The organism is Rathayibacter sp. Leaf296 (genome assembly GCF_001423045.1).
In the GTDB taxonomy this organism is placed as follows: domain Bacteria; phylum Actinomycetota; class Actinomycetes; order Actinomycetales; family Microbacteriaceae; genus Rathayibacter; species Rathayibacter caricis.
In genome coordinates, this window is sequence record NZ_LMNR01000001.1 from 1,597,608 (window position 1) to 1,618,044 (window position 20,437).

Here is a 20,437-nt window from a genome sequence, read left to right on the forward strand (position 1 = left end):
CGCCGCCCCACCGCACCTCAGAAGGAACCCCATGGACTTCGGAGTCGTCCTCCAGACCAACCCGCCCGCCTCGCGCACCGTCGCCCTCGCCGTCCTGGCCGAGACCTACGGCTTCGACTACGCGTGGACGTTCGACTCGCACCTGCTCTGGCAGGAGCCCTACGTGATCTACTCGCAGATCCTCGAGAAGACGCACCGCATCACGGTCGGCCCGATGGTCACCAACCCGGCGACCCGCGACTGGACGGTCATCGCCTCCCTGCACGCGACGCTCAACGAGATGTACGGCAACCGGACCGTGTGCGGGATCGGCCGCGGCGACTCCGCGGTGCGCGTGACGGGCGGGGCGCCGACCACGCTCAAGACGCTGCGGGAGTCGATCCACGTCATCCGCGAGCTCGCCAACAGCCGCTCGGTCGAGTACAACGGCTCGACCCTGCAGTTCCCGTGGAGCCGCGGCTCCTCGCTCGAGATGTGGGTGGCCGCGTACGGCCCGCTCGCGCTGAAGCTCGCGGGCGAGATCGGTGACGGCTTCATCCTGCAGCTCGCCGACATCGACATCGCGCGCTGGATGATCAGCACGGTCAAGGAGGCGGCCGCGAACGTAGGCCGCGACCCCGAGTCGCTGCAGTTCTGCATCGCGGCGCCGATGTACATCGGCACCGACCGCGCCCACATGTACGAGCAGTGCCGCTGGTTCGGCGGGATGGTCGGCAACCACGTCGCCGACATCGTCGGGCGGTACGGGAGCAGCGGCGCGGTGCCGCAGGCGCTCACCGACTACATCGCGGGGCGCGAGGGCTACGACTACAACGAGCACGGTCGCGCGGGCAACAGCCACACCTCCTTCGTGCCGGACGAGATCGTCGAGCGCTTCTGCGTGCTGGGCACGGCCGACGAGCACATCGCCAAGCTCGAGGCGCTCGCCGCGATCGGCGTCACGCAGTTCGCCGGCTACCTCCAGCACGACAACAAGGAGGAGACGCTGCGCGTCTACGGCGAGCGCGTGATCCCGGCTCTCGGCCCGCACATCACGGCCAAGGCATGAGGGCTCCGGCCGCGGCGCGCGGGATCCTGCTCGGCGCGGCCGGCCTGCTCCTGCTCGCTCTCGTCTGGGAGGCGTACAAGGCGCTCGGCCCCGAGACCGGTGTGGTCGTCGGCGGCGTCACGGTGCTCCCTCGCACCAGCGCGATCGCGATGCCGCACCTCTGGGAGATCACGGCGCGACTCGTCGAGCCGGTGACCGGAGCCCGCGGCGCTCCGGCGCTCTGGCTCGCGGTGCTGCAGGCCAGCGCCTTCTCGCTCGGGATCGCGGCCGTCGGCTGGATCGTCGGCGTCGTCGTCGGGATGCTGCTCGCGCTGCTCATGCAGCGGTTCCGCACCGCGGAGTCGGCGGTGCTGCCCTGGATCGTGCTCAGCCAGACGGTGCCGCTCATCGCCATCGCGCCCCTGGTGCGCCGCTGGGGCTCGCAGCTCGAGCTCGGCGCGTTCACCTGGGAGAACTGGATGTCGGTGGCGCTGATCGCCTCCTACCTCGCCTTCTTCCCCGTGTCGATCGGCGCGCTCCGCGGACTCGGCTCGCCGGCCGCGCACCAGATCGAACTGATGCACGTCTACGGGGTGGGCTGGTGGAAGACGCTCGTGCGGTTGCGCCTGCCGGCGAGCGTGCCGTATCTGCTCCCCGCCCTGCGCCTCGGAGCGGTCAGCGCCGTGATCGGGACCGTGGTCGCCGAGGTCTCGATCGGCCTGCGCGGCGGCATCGGTCGCATGATCATCGAATTCGCCTCCGCCGCCGGCGGAGACCCCGCCAAGCCCTGGGCGCCGATCCTGGGCGCGGTGCTCGTCGGCCTCGCAGCCGCCGGCGCCGTCGCGCTGATCGGGGTCGCCCTCCGTCCGTTCCGCAGAGGGGAGCAGCCCGCATGAGCGCTGCCGAGTCCGCCGTCGTCGTCGACGCCGTCACCAAGACGTTCAGCACGAAGAAGGGCACGAGCGTCGTCGCGCTCCAGGACGTGTCGCTCGAGATCGCGGCGGGGGAGTTCGTCTCGCTGATCGGACCCTCCGGCTGCGGCAAGTCGACCCTGCTGCGACTGATCGCGGACCTCGACGAGCCGACATCCGGCGGGATCTCCGTCTTCGGCAAGACCGCGCGGCGCGCGCGGCGCGACCAGGACTACGGCATCGCGTTCCAGCAGGCTGGGCTGCTCCCGTGGCGCAGCATCCGCGCGAACATCGCCCTGCCGCTCGAGCTGCACGGCGTCGGAGCGGCCGCCCGGCGCTCGCGGGTCGACGAGCTCCTCGCGCTGGTCGGGCTCGGCGACTTCGCCGACTCCTACCCCGACCAGCTCTCGGGAGGCATGCAGCAGCGCGTCGCCATCGCGCGGGCGCTCGCCGAGAGCCCGCGGCTGCTCCTGATGGACGAGCCCTTCGGAGCGCTGGACGAGATGACGCGCGAGCGGATGCAGACGGAGCTGCTGCGGATCCGCACCGAGACCGGAGCGGCCGTCGTCTTCGTCACCCACTCGATCCCGGAGGCGGTGTTCCTCTCGGACCGCGTCGTCGTGATGTCGCCCCGCCCGGGGCGGATCCGCGACGTGCTCCCGGTCCGCCTGCCCGACGCCGCCTCGCGCGACGAGGGCGTGCGCGAGGACGAGTCGTTCTTCCGCGACGTCAGCGCCGTGCGCGAACTCCTGCACGGCGAGGCCGCGGCGCTGCCGCGCGGGGTGGAGAACCGATGACGACGCCGGCGCTCGCGCGCACCGTCCTCGCGCCGCTGCTGCTCGGGCTCGCGGCCCTGATCCTGTGGCAGGTCGGCGTCACGGCGTTCGACGTGAAGCCGTTCGTGCTGCCGTCGCCGATCTCGATCGGCGCGGAGTTCGCGCAGAACCTCGGCTCGGTGACGTCCGGGAGTCGCGTCACCGGAGGGAACGCGCTGATCGGCCTCGTCGTCGGAGCGGTGGTCGCCGTGGTCGTCGCGAGCCTGTCGGCGCTGCTGCGGGTCTTCGACGGTCTCGTCGCTCCGATCGTCGCGGCGGCCGCCGTGGTGCCGATCGTGGCGCTGGCGCCCGTGCTGTACACGATGTTCGGCGCGAGCGTCGAGACGGCGCGGCAGCTCGTCGCGGCACTCGCCGTCTTCGTGCCGGTCTACGTGAACACCCTGCGGGGGCTGCGGCAGGCGACTCCGGTGCACCGCGACCTGATGCGGGCGTACGCCGCGACGCCGTGGCAGAGCACGCTCGCCGTCACGCTCCCCGCCGCCGTGCCGTTCTTCTTCACGGGACTGCGCATCGCCTCCTCGCTCGCCGTCATCTCGGCTCTGGTCGCCGAGTACTTCGGCGGGCCGGTCGGCGGGCTCGGCAAGTCGATCACGACGGCGGCCTCGGGCAGCGACTACGCGCTCGCCTACGCCTACGTGCTCGGCGCCGTGCTCGTCGGCCTCCTGTTCTACTGCGCCACCGCGGGGCTCGAGGCCTTCGCGCTCCGGCGCAGTCGCGCGCGCTGATCCCAGCCGCCCCCGGGCCAGCCCGGTGCTCCACCGTTCCACCCGGGTCCGCCCGGCGCTCCACCCGCACCACGGCACGTCGCTCCACAGCACCGCCCGCACGGGCACGTCCTGCACCACACCATCTGGAGGAACAGTGAACAGACGCACGCGCATCGCGACGACCACGACGGCGGGGCTCGCCGCCGTCGGTCTCGCGCTCACCGGATGCAGCGCATCCGGAACCGACGACGGCGGCTCGGGCGGCGGCTCGGGCGACCTCACTCCGGTCACCCTGCAGCTGCAGTGGGTCGCCCAGGCCCAGTTCGCCGGGTACTACGCCGCCCTGGACCAGGGCTACTACGAGGACGAGGGCCTGGACGTCACCATCGCCGAGGGCGGCGGCGACATCGTGCCGCAGGACGTCCTCGCCTCCGGCGACGCGGACTACGCGATCTCGTGGGTGCCGAAGGTGCTCGGCTCGATCGAGCAGGGCGCGGCGATCACCGATGTCGCGCAGATCTTCGAGCGCAGCGCCACCACGCAGATCTCGTTCAAGGACAAGGGCATCACCTCGCCCGCCGATCTGTCCGGCAAGACGGTCGGAAGCTGGGGCTACGGCAACGAGTGGGAGCTCTTCGCCGGCATGCAGCAGGACGGAGTGTCGCTCGACGACATCTCGCTCGTGCAGCAGCAGTTCGACATGAACGGCTTCCTCGCCGGCGACATCGACGCGGCGCAGGCGATGACCTACAACGAGTACGCGCAGGTGCTCGAGAGCGTGAACCCGGAGACGGGGGAGCTGTACACGCCCGACGACCTGAACGTGATCAGCTGGAACGACGTCGGCACGGCGATGCTGCAGGACGCGATCTGGGCCGACGCCGAGAAGCTCGAGAGCGACGACGCGTACGCGGAGCAGACCGTCGCCTTCGTTAAGGCCTCGATCAAGGGCTGGATCTACGCGAAGGACAACCCGGAGGAGGCGGCGGACATCGTCACCGCCGCCGGCTCGACGCTCGGCACGAGTCACCAGCTCTGGATGACCAACGAGGTCAACAAGCTGATCTGGCCCTCCACGGGAGGCATCGGCATGATCGACGAGGCCGCCTGGCAGCAGACGGTCGACATCGCGAAGGAGACGCAGAACGAGACCGGCGCGACGATCATCAGCGACGACCCGCCGGAGACGGCGTACTCGAACGAGTACGTCGAGAAGGCGCTGGCCGAGCTCGAGGAGGAGGGCGTCGACACGAGCGGCGCCGACTTCGAGCCGATCGAGGTGACGCTGCAGGAGGGCGGCGCCTGATCCGTGCTCCCCGGGCCGGGGTCGTCGTCCGCGACGGCTCCGGCCCGTCGTCGTGCGGGGACCGTCGTCCTCGGCCGGTCCGCGACTTGGGGCTCTCCCGCCCGCTCGGCGCCGTCGCGCGTAAGATGGACCCTCGTGACTACTTTCCGAAAGACGCCGTTCACCGTGCACGTGCGCGATCTCATCGGCCGTCCGGGGGAGATGCGCGAGCACCGTCTCGACATCGACGCGCCCGAGCAGTACGGCGAGGGGATCGTGGCGGTCCGACAGGGCGCGCCGATCGACCTCGACGTGCGCGTGGAGTCGGTGCACGAGGGGATCCTGGCCAGCGTCGAGGTCTCGGCGGAGGCCGTCGGCGAGTGCAGCCGGTGCCTGACCGACATCTCCCTGCCTGTCGATGTCGAGTTCCAGGAACTTTTCGCGTACTCTTCTGACGAAGCTTTCGACTATGAGGTTCACGACGACCACGTGGATCTTGAACCTCTGGTCAGGGATGCGGTGGTTTTGTCGCTGCCGTTCCAGCCGGTCTGCCGGCCGGATTGTCCGGGCCTCGACCCCGTCACGGGGGAGCGGCTGGCCGATTCCTCCGAGCGCGAACCCGATGCGCCGCACGACCCCAGGTGGGCCGCGCTCGCCGGGTTGAGCGAGACGGGGAACGGTGGGGCCGCAGCGCCCGGAGCTTCCGCAGACAGCGGTGCAGGCCGTCAGGCCGGCACCGAAACCGACTAGCCCCGACACGGGACACACGTAGAGAAGAGAGAATCATGGCTGTTCCCAAGAGGAAGAAGTCCCGCGCGAACACCCACGCCCGTCGTTCGCAGTGGAAGGCCGAGGTCCCCACCCTGGTCAAGACCGTCGAGAACGGCAAGGTCGTCTACAGCCTCCCCCACCGCGCCAAGGTCGTCGAGGACTCCGCGGGCACCGCGCTGTTCCTCGAGTACAAGGGCCGCAAGGTCGCCGACGTCTGATCCGACTCCTCCGGCGAGCCGTCGCTCCGCGACGGACGTCGAGTGGTCCATGGTGAACCAGACCTCCGCAACACCCTCCAGCGACGACCGGTCGCGTCTGGAGGCCACGCTCGGCGTGAGCCTCGACGGTGAGCTCTTCGAGCTCGCCCTGACGCACCGGTCGTTCGCTTTCGAGCACGGCGGCATCCCGCACAACGAGCGCCTCGAGTTCCTCGGCGACTCGATCCTCGGGCAGGCCGTCACCGTCATGCTCTACACGGAGTACCCCGCTCTGAGCGAGGGCGACCTGGCCAAGCGTCGGGCGAGCCTCGTGTCGACGGTCGCGCTGGCCGAGATCGCCCGCGGCATCGGCCTGGGCGAGTTCCTCCGTCTCGGCCGCGGCGAGGAGCTGACCGGCGGCCGCGAGAAGGCGTCGATCCTCGCCGACACGGTCGAGGCGATCATCGGAGCCGTCTACCTCGGCACCGGCCCCGACGCGGCGCGCGACCTCGTGCTGCGCCTCATCGCTCCGCTGCGTGCCGACCCGGGTCGCTTCGGCGTCTCGATGGACCCGAAGACGAGCCTGCAGGAGGCGGCCGCCGAGCACGGCGCTCCCGCCCCCCGCTACGAGATCGCCGCGACCGGGCCCGACCACAACAAGGTCTTCGTGGCGACCGTGATCGTCGGCGGCCTGGTCACGGCCCGCGGCGAGGGGACGAGCAAGAAGGCGGCCGAGATGGCCGCGGCGCTGGACGCCTGGACGCGCCTGGCCGCGCTGCCGCCCGCCTCCGGAGCCTGACGTGCCCGAGCTGCCCGAGGTCGAGGTGGTGCGCGCCGGCCTCGCCCCGGCCGTCACCGGATCGCTCGTGACCGGGGTCGAGATCGTCGACGAGCGCTCGCTGAAGCGGCACGTGCATCCGCACGGCACGTTCGAGCGGCTGCTGGTCGGGCGCCGACTCGCCGGTGCCGTGCGCCGCGGGAAGTTCCTCTGGATGCCCGTGGGCCGCGACGAGGCGCTGCTGGTGCACCTCGGGATGAGCGGGCAGGTGCTGCTGCGCGCCGCGGATGCGCCGCCGGCCAGGCTGACGCGCATCCGGATCGGCATCGAACACCCCGAGCACGGAGAACTGGCCCTGCACTTCGTGGATCAGCGGATCTTCGGCTCGATGGCGATCGACACGCTCGAGCCCACCCCCGACGGCGCACCGGGCGGCTACTCAGGTGACGGGCCGCTCGGCGACTGGACCGCTCGCGTTCCCTCGCAGGTGGCGCACATCGCGCGGGATCCGCTCGACCCGTTCTTCGATCTGCCCGGCATCGTGACGGCGCTCGGGCGCCGGAACAGCGGGATCAAGCGGGCACTGCTCGATCAGACGTTGGTCAGCGGGATCGGCAACATCTACGCGGACGAGTCGCTGTGGGCGGCGGAGCTGCATCCGGAGCGCTCGAGCGCATCGCTGAGCGAGCCGCGCATCCGTCGCCTCTTCGCGGAGGTGCGCTCGGTGCTCGAGCGCGCGCTGGCCGAGGGCGGCACGAGCTTCGACGCGCAGTACGTGAACGTGAACGGGGCGTCGGGGTATTTCTCGCACAGCCTGAACGCGTACGGGCAGACCGGGAAGCCGTGCCCACGATGCGGTGAGGCGATCGTGCGGGTGCCGTTCATGAACCGCTCGTCGCACCTGTGCCCGCACTGCCAGCTGCTGCCGCGCGTGGCGTAGGGGCAGAACGTCTGCTGCGAGTGGGGCGCAGGCCCTGACAGCCGATCGACCCCTCTCCTGGCCGAGCTCGTGAGACGAGAGTCAGGCCGTCGCCTTCTCGGGCGCCGGAGCGTGCTTCACGTGCGCGACGAGGTGGCCGAAGAGCGAGGCGATCAGGGTGATCGCCGCGGCGATGGCGAGACCGAGCCAGAGGCCGACGTCGAGGGCCAGCGCGCCGACGCCGGCACCGGCCCCGATCAACACGACGGCCGCGAGGCGGCGGAACCAGGGCTGGCCCTTGCCGCTGCCGAGCCACGAGTCGGCCGCGAGCCCGGTGATGGTCGAGGTGACCACGACGGTGGTGACGTCCTTGACGGCGATGTGGCGGGCGGTCGCCGCCTGCAGACCCATGGCGAGTCCGAGGATTCCGGTGACGGTCAGCGCGAGGGGCTCCGGGTGCTCGGGGACGACTCCGAGGACGATCGCGAGCGCGGCCATCAGCAGGCCGACGACGGTGAAGAGCCAGGTGGAGCGGGTGGTCCAGCCGGTCTTGACCGGACGGAGCACGCGGCCGCCGAGCGCGGCGCCGAGCATGAAGCCGACGAGCGCGATGATCGGGCCGATGACGGGCAGGTCGTCGGCTCCCGCGAGGGCCATGCCGAGGATCACGACGTTGCCGGTCATGTTGCCGGTGAAGACGCGGTCGAGGCCGAGGTAGCCGACGGCGTCGATGATGCCGGTCGAGAAGGTCAGCGCGAGCATGAGGCCGAGGTGGACGTTGTCGGTGCGCGTGCGCAGGCGTCGGAACACGGGGGTCCTGTCGTCGGAGGGAGGGGGAGGCGCCCGCGAGACGCCACGTCGGCACGCTCGCACCGGCGTGTCTCGTGCGGGAGTGCCGTCTCGCGGGGTGGAGCAGGGGCTGAGCTCCGCCGATCCTGCCACGGATGCGCGCGAAGAGACGAAACACGGCTTCGGTACTGTCGGACGGTCGCGGGAGGCTCCCGCGCGGGAAGGCGGGCGGCGCATGCGGTTGGCGGAGTGGGCGGTGCAGCCCGGTGAGTCGATCCCGGAGGGCGCGGAGTACCTGCCCGCGAGCCCCGACTCGGTGCTCTGGGGGCGGCTGCCCTGCGCGAGCGACCGCGCGGTGCTGAGCATCGACTCCGGCACCGAGGTCGTCATCGACACCCTCAGCCACGAGGGGGTCCTGGAGGATCAGGGCCGCGATCCGGTCGCGTTCTTCGGTCGGCACGGCGTCGCTCCCGAGGGCGTGCTGCGCGACGCGATCGAGCTCGCCGCCGCCGGTCCGTTCCGGGACGTCGAGGTCGACGGCCCGCACGTCGTCACGGGCCCCATCGCCGTCCGAGGCGCGCAGCCGGGCGATCTGCTGCGGATGACCCTCCTCGAAGCCGAGCCGCGCGTGCCCTACGGAGTGATCTCGAACCGGCACGGCCGCGGTGCGCTGCCGGGGGAGTACCCGCTCGCGGCGGGGCCCTTCAGCGCCTTCGCGCACGTCGAGGTCGGAGCGGACCGAGTCCGCCGCGGAGTGCTGCCGCTGGTGCCGGGGGGCGAGCGCTCGGCGCGCTTCGAGCTGCACCCGTTCCTCGGGATCATGGGCGTCGCGGTCGCGGGCGACGAGCGGCCCCACTCCGTGCCGCCGGGACCGCACGGCGGCAACATCGACATCTCGCTGCTCACCGCGGGGTCGAGCCTCTACCTGCCGGTGCAGGTGCCGGAGGCGCTCGCGTACGTCGGCGACCCGCACTTCGCGCAGGGCGACGGCGAGGTCGCTCTGACGGCGATGGAGGCGAGTCTCCGCGTCCGGGTCCGGTTCGAGGTGGTGCCGCGCGCCGACGCGCTCGAGGCGTTCGGCGAGCTCGTCGGGCCGCTGGGCGAGACGCGCGAGTTCCTGGTGCCCACCGGGATGGACGCCGATCTCGACATCGCCGTGCAGAACTGCGTGCGCGCGGCCATCGCGCTGCTCCGGGCGCGCTACGGGATGGACGCGAGCCTCGCCTACGCGTACCTCAGCGCCGCGTCCGACTTCAACATCTCGCAGGTCGTCGACCTCGTGAAGGGCGTGCACGCCCGTGTGCGGACGGCGGACTTCGATGTCTGACCCGCGCGTGACCTCGCTCGAGGGCGAGCTGCCGGACGGCCTGGTCGACGCGGTCCTCGCCTACGAGGCTGCGCTCTCGGCCGACGACGTGCCGGCGCTCGCCGACGCGTTCGTCCGGGCGCCGACGACGCTCCGGGGCGACGCCTCGGGGCTGCTGGTCGGCCACGATGCGATCACCGGGTTCCGCGGACGGCGCGGCGGGACTCCTCCGCGCGGCCTGGCCGAGCTGCACGTGCGGGCGGTGGACGCCGGCACGGCGCTGGTGGTCACGGTGAACACGCCGGCCCGCGGGGGGCGCGGTCTGGTCACGCAGCTGTGGTCGCTCGACGACGGAGTGTGGCGGGTGCGCGCTGCGCAGGTGCAGGCTCCCGCGCCGGCCCTGGATGCGCGGGTCTGGCGGGTCGTCGGCGCACCGCTCGTGCCTCCGTCCGGCGCAGGGGAGCTCGACGGGCTCGACGTCGCGGTGAAGGACCTCTTCGCGATCGAGGGGCAGCGGATCGGCGCCGGAGTGCCCGCGCGCCTCGCCGAGGCCGCGATCGAGACCGGGACGGCTCCGGCCGTGGCGGACCTGCTCGAGGCGGGGGCGTCCGTCCGCGGTCTGGCGCAGACGGACGAGTTCGCGTACAGCATCGCGGGCCGCAACTCCGGCTACGGGACGCCGCCGAATCCGGCCGTGCCGGGCGCGATCCCCGGCGGCTCCTCGAGCGGACCGGCGACCGCAGTCTCGCTCGGGCAGGCCTCCGTCGGGCTCGCGACCGACACGGCGGGCTCGATCCGCGTGCCTGCCTCGTACCAGGGGCTCTGGGGACTGCGGACGACGCACGGCGCCGTGCCGGTGGCGGGGCTGCTGCCGCTGGCGCCGAGCTTCGACACCGTCGGCTGGCTGACGCGGGACCTCCGGACGCTGCAGCGCGTCGCGCGGGTCGGGCTCGCGCGAGCCGAGCAGCGTCTTCCGGATCGTGGAGTCGTCACGGCGCCCGCACTGCTCGCGACGGCCGACCCGGCGGTGCAGGAGGCGTTCGCGCGCCGCGTCGACGCGCTGGTCGCCTCCGGGGCGCTCGAGGAGCCCGAGAGCGTCGTTCTGCCGCCCGTGGCCGAGATGTTCGCCGACTTCCGTACCGTGCAGGCGGCGGAGGCGTGGGCCGCCGACGGCGAGTGGGTGTCGGCGCATCCGGGAGCCCTCGCTCCGGACGTGCAGGGGCGCTTCGACGCGGCGTCCCGGCTGGATGCGGCGACGGTCGCCGCCGCGCGGGAGCGCCTCGACGGCTACCGCGCCGCCCTCGACTCGGCTCTCGGCGACCGGGTGATGCTCCTCCCGTCCGCCTCCTCGCCCGCCCCACCGCTGGACGCCTCAGCGGAGCGGATCGACGCGGTGCGCACGGCGACGCTGAGCATGACCTGCGTCGCGGGGATCGGCGGCTACCCGGCTCTGTCGGCGCCGCTGCTCTCGGTCGCCGATGCTCCGGTGGGACTGTGCCTGGTCGGCCCGCGCGGCGCGGACCTCGCCCTCCTCGAGAGGGCGGCCGCGTTCGGCTCCCCGAAACACGGGTGAAACGTCTGTTCCGTAGAATGACCGACTGAAACAGGTCTTCCGCCTGCGTTCCCCGTCCGTGAAGAGGTGGTTCCCATTCCGACCGCGCCCGCGATCTCGACGTTCCTGCCGATCGACCCGCCCCCGCGGCTCCTGATGGGCCCCGGTCCGATCAACGCGGACCCCCGCGTGCTGCGCGCCATGTCGGCGCAGCTGGTCGGCCAGTACGACCCCTCCATGACCGCGTACATGACCGAGACGCAGGAGCTCTACCGCCGCGTCTTCGTCACGGAGAACGAGAAGACGATGCTCGTCGACGGCACCAGCCGCGCGGGCATCGAGGCCGCCCTCGTCTCGATGCTCGAGCCGGGCGACCGCGTGCTCGTGCCGGTCTTCGGCCGGTTCGGCCACCTCCTCCGCGAGATCGCCGAGCGCTGCGGCGCCGAGGTGCACGTGATCGAGGCGGAGTGGGGGCAGGTGTTCCCCGTGTCGGTGATCGCCGAGGCGATCGAGAGGGTCCGCCCGAAGGTGCTCGCGGTCGTGCACGGAGACACCTCCACGACGATGGCGCAGCCGCTCGAGGAGCTCGGCGCGATCTGTGAGAAGCACGGCGTGCTCTTCTACACCGACGTCACCGCGTCCCTCGCGGGCAACCCGTTCGGCGCCGACGAGCTGGGGCTCGACGCGGTCTCGGCGGGGCTGCAGAAGTGCCTCGGCGGTCCCTCCGGCTCGGCGCCCGTGACCTTCTCGGAGCGCGCCGTCGCCGTGATCGAGTCGCGCAAGAGCATCGAGGCGGGAATCCGCGACGAGGGCGACGCGGTCAGCGCGCACCCCGTCCGCTCCAACTACTTCGACCTCGGCATGGTCTTCGACTACTGGGGTCCGCGCCGGCTCAACCACCACACCGAGGCGACCACGATGCTCTACGGGGCGCGCGAGTGCGCCCGGATCATCGTCGAGGAGGGCCTCGAGAACACGATCGCCCGGCACCGGGTGCACGGGGCGGCGATGCTCGCCGGCGTGCAGGGCCTCGGGCTCGAGGTGTTCGGCGACGTCTCCCACAAGATGAGCAACGTCGTCGCGGTCCGGATCCCGGAGGGAGTGAACGGCGACGCGGTGCGCGGTGCGATGCTCGAGGACTTCGGCATCGAGATCGGCACGTCGTTCGGGCCGCTGCACGGCAAGGTGTGGCGCATCGGCACCATGGGCTACAACGCCCGCACCGACACGGTCCTGACCACGCTCGCCGCGCTCGAGGCGGTCCTGCGACGCGCGGGCGCCTCCGTCTCTCCGGGCGGCGGGGTGGACGGCGCCTACGGCGTCTACGGGAGCGCGGCGTGAGCGCCGTCGACGCCGCCCTGATCATGGAGCGCTGCGACCTGCTCGCGGCGGTCTCGAGCACGCGCGGGGCGATCGAGCGCGTCTACCTCTCTCCGGAGCACGCCCGTGTCAACGCGATGGCGGCCGCCTGGATGGAGGAGGCGGGCATGCGGACGTGGCAGGACGCCGCCGGCAACCAGTGCGGCCGCTACGAGGGCGCGAGTGCCGGGCAGCCCGCCCTGATGCTGGGGTCCCACCTCGACACCGTGATCGACGCGGGGCGCTACGACGGGATCCTGGGCGTGATGCTCGCGATCGGAGTCGTCTCGCGGCTGAACGCCGCCGGCGTCCGCCTGCCGTTCGCGATCGAGGTCGTGGCGTTCGGCGACGAGGAGGGCACCCGCTTCGGCACCGCACTGCTCGGATCGCGCGCCGTCGCCGGCACCTGGGACGAGCACTGGTGGGAGCTCGAGGACGCGCAGGGCATCACTCTCGTCGAGGCTTTCCACGAGTTCGGGCTCGACCCCTCCCGCATCTCGACCGCCGCCCGCGCAGCCGACGACCTGCTCGGCTACCTCGAGGCGCACATCGAGCAGGGCCCCTACCTCGAGGAGGCCGACCGCGCCCTCGGCGTCGTCTCCTCCATCGCCGGCGCCCGGCGGTTCGCCCTCACGCTCACCGGCAAGGCCGGGCACGCGGGCGGAGTGCCGTTCGACCGCCGCCGCGACGCGCTGACCGGGGCCGCGGAGGCGGTGCTCGCGGTCGAGCGGATCGCCCGCGACAACGACTGCATCGCGACGGTCGGGCGCCTCGAGGCGTTCCCCGGCGCGGTCAACGTGATCCCGGGCCGGGTCGACTTCAGCCTCGATCTGCGCGCCGAGTTCGACGACGTGCGCGACCGCGTCTGGGACGAGATCCAGCACGCGATGTCCGAGACGGCGCGCCGCCGACGCCTCTCGCTGACCGTCGAGGAGACCCACGGCGCCCCCGCCGTCGTCGCCTCCGACCGGCTGCAGGACGTGATCCGCGAGGGCATCCGCGCGACCGGCGACGAGGAGCCGATGGTGCTCTTCTCGAAGGCCGGCCACGACGCGATGGCGATCGCCGAGCTCACCGAGTACGCGATGCTGTTCCTCCGCTGCGAGGGCGGCGTCAGCCACCACCCGGAGGAGAACGTCACCGAGGCCGACGTGGCCGTGGCGCTGGACGCCTTCGAGGCGGCGGTGCACGTGTTCGCGAGGTCGCGCGCGTGACCGGGGCCGCCCCCTCCGACGCCGAGGCGCCGCCCAGCATCGGGCATCGCATCGACGCGGGCTACGCCTCGCTCTCGCGGCAGGAGCAGCGGGCGGCCGACTTCATCCTCGACCACCTCGGCGATCTGGCGATCTACACGGCGACCGAGCTCGCGCAGCACAGCGGAGTGTCCAAGGCCACGGTGTCGAGGCTGTTCCGGCGCCTCGGGTTCTCGAACTCGCAGGAGGTGCGCGAGCACGCCCGCGCTCTGCGCAGCTCGGGCGTCCCGGTCGGCCCCGCCTCGACCGCCGACGACCCGATCGCAGCGCACCTCGAGAGCGAGCGCGCCAATCTGCAGCGGCTCGCCGCGTCGCTCGGCGACGGACGGCTGGACGCCGCCGTGCGCCTCGTCTCGGACGCCCGCGAGGTCGTGGTCGTCGGGATGCGCAACAGCTACCCGGTGGCGCTGCACCTGCGCCAGCAGCTCGCTCAGGCCCGCGCTCGCGTGCGCGTGGCGCCGCAGCCCGGCCAGTCGCTCGGCGAGGAGGTCGTGGGGCTCGGCGCCGAGGACGTCGTGGTGCTGGTCGGCTTCCGCCGGCGCCCCTCCTCCTTCGCCGCGCTCCTCGACGTGCTCGCCGCGCGCGGGGTGCCGATCGTGCTGCTCGCCGATGCGCAGGCCCGCCGGTTCGCCGATCGGGCGGCGGTCTGGCTCGAGTGCCCCGTCGACAGCGACTCGGCGTTCGACAGCTACGCCGCGGCGATGAGCGCCGTCGCACTGCTCGCCTCGGGGGTGCTCGGGGCGCGTCCGCGCGACGCCCGCGAGCGGATCGCCGGGATCAGCACCGTCTACGCGGAGCTGTCCGAGATCGAGGACCGGGCGTGAACGCGGTCGAGGCCGCCGATCTGATCCGGCTGCACGCCCGTCACCCGGTCGGGCGGGTCGGCGAGGACGCGTCCGAGGACGTGCTCGGACGCGTCGAGCTGCTCACGCCGACCTGCGGCGACCGGCTCGCGCTGCGCGTCGTCCGTGTCGACGGCGGCCTGTCGCTGCGCTGGACGGGGCGGGGCTGCGAGCTGTCGCAGGGCTCCGCGTCGATGCTCGTCGACGAGCTCGACGGTCTCGGGGCGGAGGCACTGGCCGGTCGCGTCGGTGCGCTGCTGACCTCGATGAGCCTGCGGGTCGCGGATCCGGTGCTCGGCGACGAGGCGGCCCTGCTCGCGGTGGCCGCGAATCCGGTGCGCTCGGTCTGCGCCACGCTGGCCTGGCGCGCGCTGCGCGACGCTCTCGCTCAGGCGGGGCCGTCGTGATCGCGGCCGTCGGCGAGGTCGCCGCACTCGACGGCCAGGGCTCCGTGCTCCTCGAGGTGGTCGCGCGCTCCGGAGTCGCCGTGGACCTCCGCGCGGATCGCCGCCCAGTGCGCGCGTCCGATCAGCACGGGATGACCGGGCCGGCCGTCGTGCACGGCTCGAGCGAGTGCCTCCGGACCCGGGGGAGCCGCCGCGACGACGCGCGCGCCGACCGCGGCGGGCTCCTCCGGCAGGTCCACGAGCGTCACCAGGGCGGCTACTCCGGTCGCGGCCGCGAGTCCTGCGCAGAGCGACGCGGACATCCCGTCCTCCCAGTCCTCGGCGACCACGATCCCGGCCTGCGGAGGAACGAGACGGCGCGCGTCGTCGGCTCCGGCCCCCAGGACCACCAGCACCCGGCCGCAGCCGATCGCCCGCAGCCGCCGCACGGCGAGCTCGACCCACGGAGTGCCGTCCGCATCCCGCCGCAGAGCCTTCGGGCCGCCCGCGCGACGCCCCGCGCCCGCCGCGAGGACGATCCCGGTGACGACGGCCGCATCCATCCCACCATCGTGCCCCACCCCGCCGCCTGACGAGGAGAGACCATGACCACTCCCGCCCCCGCCCCGCTCCGGGACGCCCTGCTCGCCTGCCTCGCCGTGCCCCGGTGGGCCGACGAGGTCGCCCACGGAGCGCCCTACGCCTCGACGGAGGAGCTCGCCGAGGCCGCGGACCGCGTCGCGCGCACGCTGACGACGGACGAGATCGACGCCGCCCTCGCCGACCACCCGCGGATCGGCGAGCGGCACGCCGCCTCAGGGCGCGCCTCCGCCTTCTCGGCCGCCGAGCAGGCCGCGAGCGCGTCGAGCGACGAGGACCTCGCCGAGCGCCTGATCGCCGGCAACCGCGCCTACGAGGAGCGGTTCGACCGTGTGTTCCTGATCCGCGCGGCCGGGCGCTCGCGGGCCGAGATCGTCGCCGAGCTCGAACGGCGACTCACTCTCGACGACGCCGCCGAGCGGACGATCGTCGCCGATCAGCTCCGCGAGATCACGGTGCTGCGCGTGCGCGCCCTCGGCTCCGAGTCGGGCGCCGTCATCGAGGGGGCCGCCCGATGAGCGCGCACGCCAGCCACGTCACGACCCACGTGCTCGACGCCGTGCGGGGCCGGCCGGCCGAGGGGGTGCCCGTCGTGCTCGAGGCGCGCGCCGACTCCGCTTGGGAGCGCCTCGCCGACGCGCGCACCGACGCCGACGGGCGGGTCTCCGCGTTCGGCCCGGAGGCGCTGCCGGCCGGCGTCTACCGCGTCGTCTTCGACACCGCCGCCTACTTCGGCGACGTGGAGTCGTTCTACCCCGAGGTCGTCATCGCGTTCCGGCTCGCCGACGAGGGCGCCCACTACCACGTGCCGCTGCTGCTCAGCCCGTTCGCCTACTCGACCTACCGGGGGAGCTGAGCGTGCAGCTCCAGGACGTCCTCGACGCGCCGCAGCTGCGGATCCGGGCCGTGTACACCACTTCCGAGGCGCTCGCGCGGCCCGTGAACTGGACCTTCACCACCGACCTGCTCGACCCGCGCCGCTACCTCGCCCGCGACCAGCTCGTGCTGACCGGCATGATGTGGCGCCGCACCCCCGAGGACAGCGACGCGTTCGTCTCGGCGGTCGCCGCCTCCGGAGCGGTGGCACTGCTCGCGGGCGAGGGCCTCTACGGCTTCGTGCCCGACGACGTGATCGAGGCGTGCCGTGCGCACGGAGTCGCGCTCTTCGCGGTGCCGGCGGACGTCTCGTTCGCATCGATCACGGCGCACCTTTCGAACGCCCTGGCGGGCGACCGGGTGGCCCGGCTCACGGCGGGGCTCGCGCGCCAGCGCCAGCTGCTGACCGACGTCTACCGCGGGCAGCTGCTCGACGAGCTGATCGCGCGGACGTCGAGCGAGCTCGGCCGGCCGGTCCGCGTCCTCACCGGGACCGGGCGCGCGGCCGCGGCGGCCGAGCCGCTCGGACTGACCGAGATCGAGCGCGTGGTCCACGCCGGACTGACCGCGCGGCAGAACCCGGTCACGGTGCCCGACGCGCACGGCGGGACCCTGTCGGTCTTCGCCGTCACCGGCGCCGACGAGCACCGCGCCACGGCCTGGTTCGTCGTGGTCGCCGGCGACTGGAACGGATGGCACCCGTCCCTGCTCGACGCCGTCACCGAGCTCACCGGAGTGGTCGGGCTCTACCGGCTGCAGCGCGACGCCGAGACGCTCGCCGACACCGCGCTCGCCGACCGGCTGCTCGAGTTGGTGGAGGAGGACAGCGAGCAGCCCGAGACGGCCGTCTACCTCCGTCAGCTGGGGCTCGGCGGGGTCGGGCGCTGCGCGGTGATCGCCGCGGGCTTCGACGACGACTCCTCCGCGGATCTCGCCCGCCGGCTGCTGACCGACGCCGCCTCGCACCTGGGTCGGGCGGTCGTGGGTCGCGACGCGCAGGGGCGCGTGGTGGCGGTGCTGCCGGTCGACGCGACCGACGCGATCCCGACCGGAGCGGATCCGCTGGCCGTCGTGACCGCCGCCCTGCGGCGCGTGGGACCGGGACTCGACGGCCAGGTCCTGCGGGTGGGCACCAGCGCGGCGACCTCGCTCGCGGCACTGGGCGGAGCGCTGCGGTCGGCGCGCTACGGGATGCTGCTGCCGGGCGTCCCCGGCGACGGCTCCCGCGTGCGCATCAACGACGCGGGCGAGGTGACCTCCGCGGTGCAGCTGCTGACCGCGGTGCCGGACCACCTGCGCACGGTGTTCGTGGAGCTCGTGCTGGGCCGCCTGATCGAGCACGACGCGCGCTACAACTCCGCGCTGGTCGCGACCCTCGCGGCGTTCCTGGAGTCGGGCGGGTCGTGGGTGCGCACGGCGGAGCAGACGCACCTGCACCTCAACACGGTGCGGTACCGGATCGCGCGGGTCGAGGAGCTGACGCAGCGGGACCTCTCGAACACGTCGGACCGCGCGGACCTGTTCCTGGCGCTGCAGCTGCGCTGAGCGCGCCCGCGCTACTCCGGAGCTCGCACCTCGCGGCCCTGCACGTGCACCGCCGCGATCGCCGGCTCGCGGATCCCCATCAGCAGGGCGAAGAGCAGCTGCGCCGTCGCCGTCTCCTCGTCGTCGGCGCGGATCCCGTGCGCGAGCACGTCCGCCAGCGGCTCCCAGCGCAACGGCTCGATCCGGAGGAAGTCGGCGTCCTTGCCGACGTCGAGGTTGCCGAAGCGGTCCTCCATGTCGAGCGCGCGGGCGCCCGCGAGGGTCGCCGAGAACAGCAGCTCGGCCGGGTGCAGCGCCACCGACGCGTCGCCGGGCTCGGACAGGTGCACCTTGAACGCGTCGTTCGCGACGCGCGGCAGGAGCCACTCGTCGCCGGCCCCCACGTCGCTCCCGAGCGCCACGGTCACTCCGCTCGCGACGGTGCGCCGCCAGGGCATCGTGCCCGAGCCGAGGAACTGCTGCGACGTCGGGCAGTGAGCGATGGAGGTGCCCGTCTCGGCCATCCGGTGCAGCTCCGCGTCCTGACAGTGCACCGCGTGCGCGAGGATCGTGCGCCGACCCAGCAGCGACGAGCCGCCGCGTGCGGATCCCGGGAGGAACAGCCCGTCGTAGGTGTCGAGGTAGCTGCGAGTGCCGAACGAGGCGAGCACCGCGGCGATCTCTCCGTCGCCCGGACGGTCGTTCTCGTTCAGGTGCGTGTGCACGTACACGCCGCGGCCGCGCACGTCGTCGTACAGGTCGCCGAGGGCGCCGAGGGTCGTCGGAGTGACGGAGAGGGAGAACCGCGGCACGATCGCGACCTGCAGGAGCGCCGTCGCGGGATCGCCGGTGTCGACGGCGTGCCAGCGTTCGATCTCGTCGGAGACCAGGTCGATCGCCTCGGCCTCGCCGGTGAGCAGCGGCGCCGCGGAGTCGGGTCCGACGGTCTGCACGCCGCGTCCCGAGACCAGGCGCAGGCCCGCGTCCCGGCTGCGCTCGAACAGGGCGTCCTGCGCGTGCGGGAACGCGGATCCGAAGACCATCGCCGCGGTCGTGCCGGCGGCGATCCGGCGGCGGGTGAAGTCGCGGGCGATGCGGGTGGCGAACGCCACGTCGGCGAGGCGCGCCTCCGCCGGGAAGATCGTGCCGTCGAGCCACTCGAGCAGCTGCCCGCCGCCGTAGCCGTCGAGCGAGTACGTCTGCGGGAAGTGCACGTGCGCGTCGACGAACCCGGGCACGAGGATCGCGGAGGAGTCGCCCGTCACCGGCAGGGCGCCGTACGCGTCGGGCAGGTCGGCGTAGCGGCCGGTCCAGGCGATGACGCCCGCGTCGTTCACGACGAGCGCGCCGTCCGGGATCGACACGAGGGACGCGCGCGCCTGCTCGAGCGCGGGCCGGCCGGCGATGTGCAGGAGGTGCCCGCGGTGGACGGCGGCGGTCACACCAGTCCCGTGTAGGCGTACCAGGCCGGGCCGGCGTCGGGGGCGTCGTCGCGCACGACACTGGCCTGGATGAGTCCGTACGGGCGGTCGGCCGCGTGGAAGACCTCGTTGTCGTTCGTCACTCCGAACGGCGAGAGGTCGTAGACGAAGTGGTGCTTGTTCGGGGCGGACAGGCGCATCTCGACGATCTGCGGGAACTCCTCCAGCACCGCCTTGCCCATCTCGAACAGCGTCTGCTGCAGCGCCAGCGAGTGCACGGTGGCGAAGCGGCTGATCATCAGGGCCTTCACGCCGGAGTAGACCGCCTCCCAGTCCATCGCGGCGAGCTCGTCCGGAGTGAGCGCGAAGCGCCACCTCGCCACCAGCGAGGTGGCCATCACGCGGTCGTTCGTCGGCTGCAGCACCGTGTAGGGGTCGGTCAGGAATCCGTGGAACTCCGACCCCGTCGACTTGAGGATCGTGAGGTCCTTGAAGCCGCCGGTGATCCAGATCCGCTGGTCGTCGCCGACGCCCTCGACCGTCACCGAGGCGGTGCGCACCTCCTGACCCTTCCTGACCCAGGTGTGGTCGTGCTCCTGCCCGTCGACGAGCACGCGCTCCCACGCGAACTCCTCGATCTCGACGCGCGCGCCGTGGACGGGCGCGTAACCGTCGACGAAGTGCCGGGCGAGCTCGAGACCGTACGCCTCGATCGAGCGCAGCCCCTTCTCCTTGGCGAAGGAGTAGGCGGTCTGCTTCTGCGTGTCGGTCGGCAGCACCGCGGACTGGTCGCCCTCGAGGTGCGCGGCCTCGAAGTCGCCGCGCAGCGCGGTGGAGACGTTGACGTCGTGGATCTCGTGGCGCGGCGAGTCGCGGTAGATCCTGACGACGCGGTTCTCGGCCTTCCCGTACTGGTGGTCTCCGAGGATGATCGACATGTCCGCTCCTGTTCGCGTTCGAGGATGGGCGGCGGCGGGTGCCCGTCTGCCAGGATGCCGCTCCGGGGCACGGCGCCGCTTCGTCGGAGCGTTCAGCATCACGCGCTCCTCGCGGCCCAGTCTTGTGCGATCCGCCCGGATCCCGCCTCGGACCCGCGGG

22 protein-coding genes are annotated in these 20,437 nt (G+C 72.8%); 18 read left to right on the forward strand and 4 right to left on the reverse strand.

From position 1 onward, the window contains the following. Positions 1-31: 31 nt before the first annotated feature. From ASF46_RS07400 to mutM, 9 genes are all read left to right on the forward strand, one after another. Positions 32-1,048 (forward strand): TIGR03842 family LLM class F420-dependent oxidoreductase, encoded by a 1,017-nt coding sequence (locus tag ASF46_RS07400; RefSeq protein WP_056866964.1) that lies wholly within the window; start codon positions 32-34, stop codon positions 1,046-1,048. Further along, positions 1,045-1,923 (forward strand): ABC transporter permease, encoded by an 879-nt coding sequence (locus tag ASF46_RS07405; RefSeq protein WP_056866965.1) that lies wholly within the window; start codon positions 1,045-1,047, stop codon positions 1,921-1,923. Before ASF46_RS07400 ends, ASF46_RS07405 begins: the two co-directional genes overlap by 4 nt. Further along, positions 1,920-2,735, forward strand: a complete 816-nt coding sequence (locus tag ASF46_RS07410) for an ABC transporter ATP-binding protein (protein ID WP_056866966.1) — start codon at positions 1,920-1,922, stop codon at positions 2,733-2,735. The genes ASF46_RS07405 and ASF46_RS07410 overlap by 4 nt, the downstream gene beginning before the upstream one ends. Continuing rightward, positions 2,732-3,499, forward strand: a complete 768-nt coding sequence (locus tag ASF46_RS07415) for an ABC transporter permease (RefSeq protein WP_056866967.1) — start codon at positions 2,732-2,734, stop codon at positions 3,497-3,499. Before ASF46_RS07410 ends, ASF46_RS07415 begins: the two co-directional genes overlap by 4 nt. A 136-nt stretch (positions 3,500-3,635) precedes the next feature. Beyond that, the gene (locus tag ASF46_RS07420; protein ID WP_235576876.1) at positions 3,636-4,787 is read left to right on the forward strand and encodes an ABC transporter substrate-binding protein; all 1,152 of its coding nucleotides are present in this window, start codon (positions 3,636-3,638) and stop codon (positions 4,785-4,787) included. A 135-nt stretch (positions 4,788-4,922) separates the two neighbouring features. Further along, positions 4,923-5,516, forward strand: coding sequence for a YceD family protein (locus ASF46_RS07425; protein WP_235576877.1), 594 nt, complete (start codon positions 4,923-4,925; stop codon positions 5,514-5,516). A gap of 35 nt (positions 5,517-5,551) precedes the next feature. Next, positions 5,552-5,755: a 50S ribosomal protein L32 gene (rpmF, locus tag ASF46_RS07430; RefSeq protein WP_055792711.1), complete on the forward strand. Its 204-nt coding sequence runs from the start codon at positions 5,552-5,554 to the stop codon at positions 5,753-5,755. A gap of 49 nt (positions 5,756-5,804) precedes the next feature. Then, positions 5,805-6,533 (forward strand): ribonuclease III, encoded by a 729-nt coding sequence (gene rnc, locus ASF46_RS07435; protein WP_056866968.1) that lies wholly within the window; start codon positions 5,805-5,807, stop codon positions 6,531-6,533. Position 6,534: 1 nt separating this feature from the next. Then, positions 6,535-7,452, forward strand: a complete 918-nt coding sequence (gene mutM, locus ASF46_RS07440) for a bifunctional DNA-formamidopyrimidine glycosylase/DNA-(apurinic or apyrimidinic site) lyase (protein ID WP_056866969.1) — start codon at positions 6,535-6,537, stop codon at positions 7,450-7,452. Positions 7,453-7,533: 81 nt separating this feature from the next. Here the strand turns inward: mutM and ASF46_RS07445 are convergent, their stop codons facing one another. Further along, positions 7,534-8,241, reverse strand: a complete 708-nt coding sequence (locus ASF46_RS07445; RefSeq protein ID WP_327205459.1) for a YoaK family protein — start codon at positions 8,239-8,241, stop codon at positions 7,534-7,536. Positions 8,242-8,455: 214 nt separating this feature from the next. Here ASF46_RS07445 and ASF46_RS07450 point away from each other — a divergent pair, with 214 nt between their 5' ends. The 6 genes from ASF46_RS07450 to ASF46_RS07475 all read left to right on the forward strand — a co-directional run bounded on the left by ASF46_RS07450 (position 8,456) and on the right by ASF46_RS07475 (position 14,939). After that, positions 8,456-9,547 carry an acetamidase/formamidase family protein gene (locus ASF46_RS07450; RefSeq protein WP_056866970.1) on the forward strand — a complete coding sequence of 364 codons (1,092 nt, stop codon included), beginning with the start codon at positions 8,456-8,458 and terminating at the stop codon, positions 9,545-9,547. Then, the gene (locus ASF46_RS07455; protein WP_056866971.1) at positions 9,540-11,099 is read left to right on the forward strand and encodes an AtzH-like domain-containing protein; all 1,560 of its coding nucleotides are present in this window, start codon (positions 9,540-9,542) and stop codon (positions 11,097-11,099) included. Before ASF46_RS07450 ends, ASF46_RS07455 begins: the two co-directional genes overlap by 8 nt. 135 nt (positions 11,100-11,234) lie before the next feature. Continuing rightward, entirely contained in the window at positions 11,235-12,419 is a 1,185-nt protein-coding gene (locus ASF46_RS07460; RefSeq protein ID WP_056867501.1) for a pyridoxal-phosphate-dependent aminotransferase family protein, read from the forward strand. Then, positions 12,416-13,651 (forward strand): allantoate amidohydrolase, encoded by a 1,236-nt coding sequence (locus ASF46_RS07465; protein WP_056866972.1) that lies wholly within the window; start codon positions 12,416-12,418, stop codon positions 13,649-13,651. Before ASF46_RS07460 ends, ASF46_RS07465 begins: the two co-directional genes overlap by 4 nt. After that, the gene (locus tag ASF46_RS07470) at positions 13,648-14,514 is read left to right on the forward strand and encodes a MurR/RpiR family transcriptional regulator (protein WP_056866973.1); all 867 of its coding nucleotides are present in this window, start codon (positions 13,648-13,650) and stop codon (positions 14,512-14,514) included. Before ASF46_RS07465 ends, ASF46_RS07470 begins: the two co-directional genes overlap by 4 nt. Next, positions 14,511-14,939, forward strand: a complete 429-nt coding sequence (locus ASF46_RS07475) for an iron-sulfur cluster assembly scaffold protein (RefSeq protein WP_056866974.1) — start codon at positions 14,511-14,513, stop codon at positions 14,937-14,939. The genes ASF46_RS07470 and ASF46_RS07475 overlap by 4 nt, the downstream gene beginning before the upstream one ends. On the opposite strand, the gene ASF46_RS07480 is transcribed toward ASF46_RS07475, so the two are convergent. Beyond that, entirely contained in the window at positions 14,921-15,481 is a 561-nt protein-coding gene (locus ASF46_RS07480) for a nucleotidyltransferase family protein (RefSeq protein WP_056866975.1), read from the reverse strand. The genes ASF46_RS07475 and ASF46_RS07480 overlap by 19 nt on opposite strands. Positions 15,482-15,523: 42 nt before the next feature. Here ASF46_RS07480 and uraD point away from each other — a divergent pair, with 42 nt between their 5' ends. Genes uraD through ASF46_RS07495 form a run of 3 tightly spaced genes read left to right on the forward strand, consistent with a single transcriptional unit; the run spans position 15,524 to position 17,939 of the window. Next, positions 15,524-16,036, forward strand: a complete 513-nt coding sequence (gene uraD / locus ASF46_RS07485; protein WP_056866976.1) for a 2-oxo-4-hydroxy-4-carboxy-5-ureidoimidazoline decarboxylase — start codon at positions 15,524-15,526, stop codon at positions 16,034-16,036. Beyond that, positions 16,033-16,374, forward strand: coding sequence for a hydroxyisourate hydrolase (gene uraH, locus ASF46_RS07490; RefSeq protein ID WP_056866977.1), 342 nt, complete (start codon positions 16,033-16,035; stop codon positions 16,372-16,374). The genes uraD and uraH overlap by 4 nt, the downstream gene beginning before the upstream one ends. A gap of 2 nt (positions 16,375-16,376) precedes the next feature. Continuing rightward, positions 16,377-17,939, forward strand: coding sequence for a helix-turn-helix domain-containing protein (locus ASF46_RS07495; protein ID WP_162240167.1), 1,563 nt, complete (start codon positions 16,377-16,379; stop codon positions 17,937-17,939). An 11-nt stretch (positions 17,940-17,950) separates the two neighbouring features. On the opposite strand, the gene ASF46_RS07500 is transcribed toward ASF46_RS07495, so the two are convergent. Together ASF46_RS07500 and pucL are read right to left on the reverse strand one after the other, a co-directional pair. After that, positions 17,951-19,360 carry an amidohydrolase family protein gene (locus ASF46_RS07500; protein ID WP_056866978.1) on the reverse strand — a complete coding sequence of 470 codons (1,410 nt, stop codon included), beginning with the start codon at positions 19,358-19,360 and terminating at the stop codon, positions 17,951-17,953. Beyond that, positions 19,357-20,277 (reverse strand): factor-independent urate hydroxylase, encoded by a 921-nt coding sequence (pucL, locus tag ASF46_RS07505; RefSeq protein WP_056866979.1) that lies wholly within the window; start codon positions 20,275-20,277, stop codon positions 19,357-19,359. The genes ASF46_RS07500 and pucL overlap by 4 nt, the downstream gene beginning before the upstream one ends. Positions 20,278-20,437 lie beyond the last annotated feature (160 nt).

Bases quoted from the DNA above. Each gene is read 5' to 3' on its own strand.
- ASF46_RS07400 (WP_056866964.1), top strand. From the start codon at position 32: ATGGACTTCGGAGTCGTCCTCCAGACCAACCCGCCCGCCTCGCGCACC.
- ASF46_RS07405 (WP_056866965.1), top strand. From the start codon at position 1,045: ATGAGGGCTCCGGCCGCGGCGCGCGGGATCCTGCTCGGCGCGGCCGGC.
- ASF46_RS07410 (WP_056866966.1), top strand. From the start codon at position 1,920: ATGAGCGCTGCCGAGTCCGCCGTCGTCGTCGACGCCGTCACCAAGACG.
- ASF46_RS07415 (WP_056866967.1), top strand. From the start codon at position 2,732: ATGACGACGCCGGCGCTCGCGCGCACCGTCCTCGCGCCGCTGCTGCTC.
- rpmF (WP_055792711.1), top strand. From the start codon at position 5,552: ATGGCTGTTCCCAAGAGGAAGAAGTCCCGCGCGAACACCCACGCCCGT.
- rnc (WP_056866968.1), top strand. From the start codon at position 5,805: ATGGTGAACCAGACCTCCGCAACACCCTCCAGCGACGACCGGTCGCGT.
- ASF46_RS07450 (WP_056866970.1), top strand. From the start codon at position 8,456: ATGCGGTTGGCGGAGTGGGCGGTGCAGCCCGGTGAGTCGATCCCGGAG.
- ASF46_RS07455 (WP_056866971.1), top strand. From the start codon at position 9,540: ATGTCTGACCCGCGCGTGACCTCGCTCGAGGGCGAGCTGCCGGACGGC.
- ASF46_RS07460 (WP_056867501.1), top strand. From the start codon at position 11,235: ATGGGCCCCGGTCCGATCAACGCGGACCCCCGCGTGCTGCGCGCCATG.
- ASF46_RS07480 (WP_056866975.1), bottom strand. From the start codon at position 15,481: ATGGATGCGGCCGTCGTCACCGGGATCGTCCTCGCGGCGGGCGCGGGG.
- uraD (WP_056866976.1), top strand. From the start codon at position 15,524: ATGACCACTCCCGCCCCCGCCCCGCTCCGGGACGCCCTGCTCGCCTGC.
- uraH (WP_056866977.1), top strand. From the start codon at position 16,033: ATGAGCGCGCACGCCAGCCACGTCACGACCCACGTGCTCGACGCCGTG.
- pucL (WP_056866979.1), bottom strand. From the start codon at position 20,277: ATGTCGATCATCCTCGGAGACCACCAGTACGGGAAGGCCGAGAACCGC.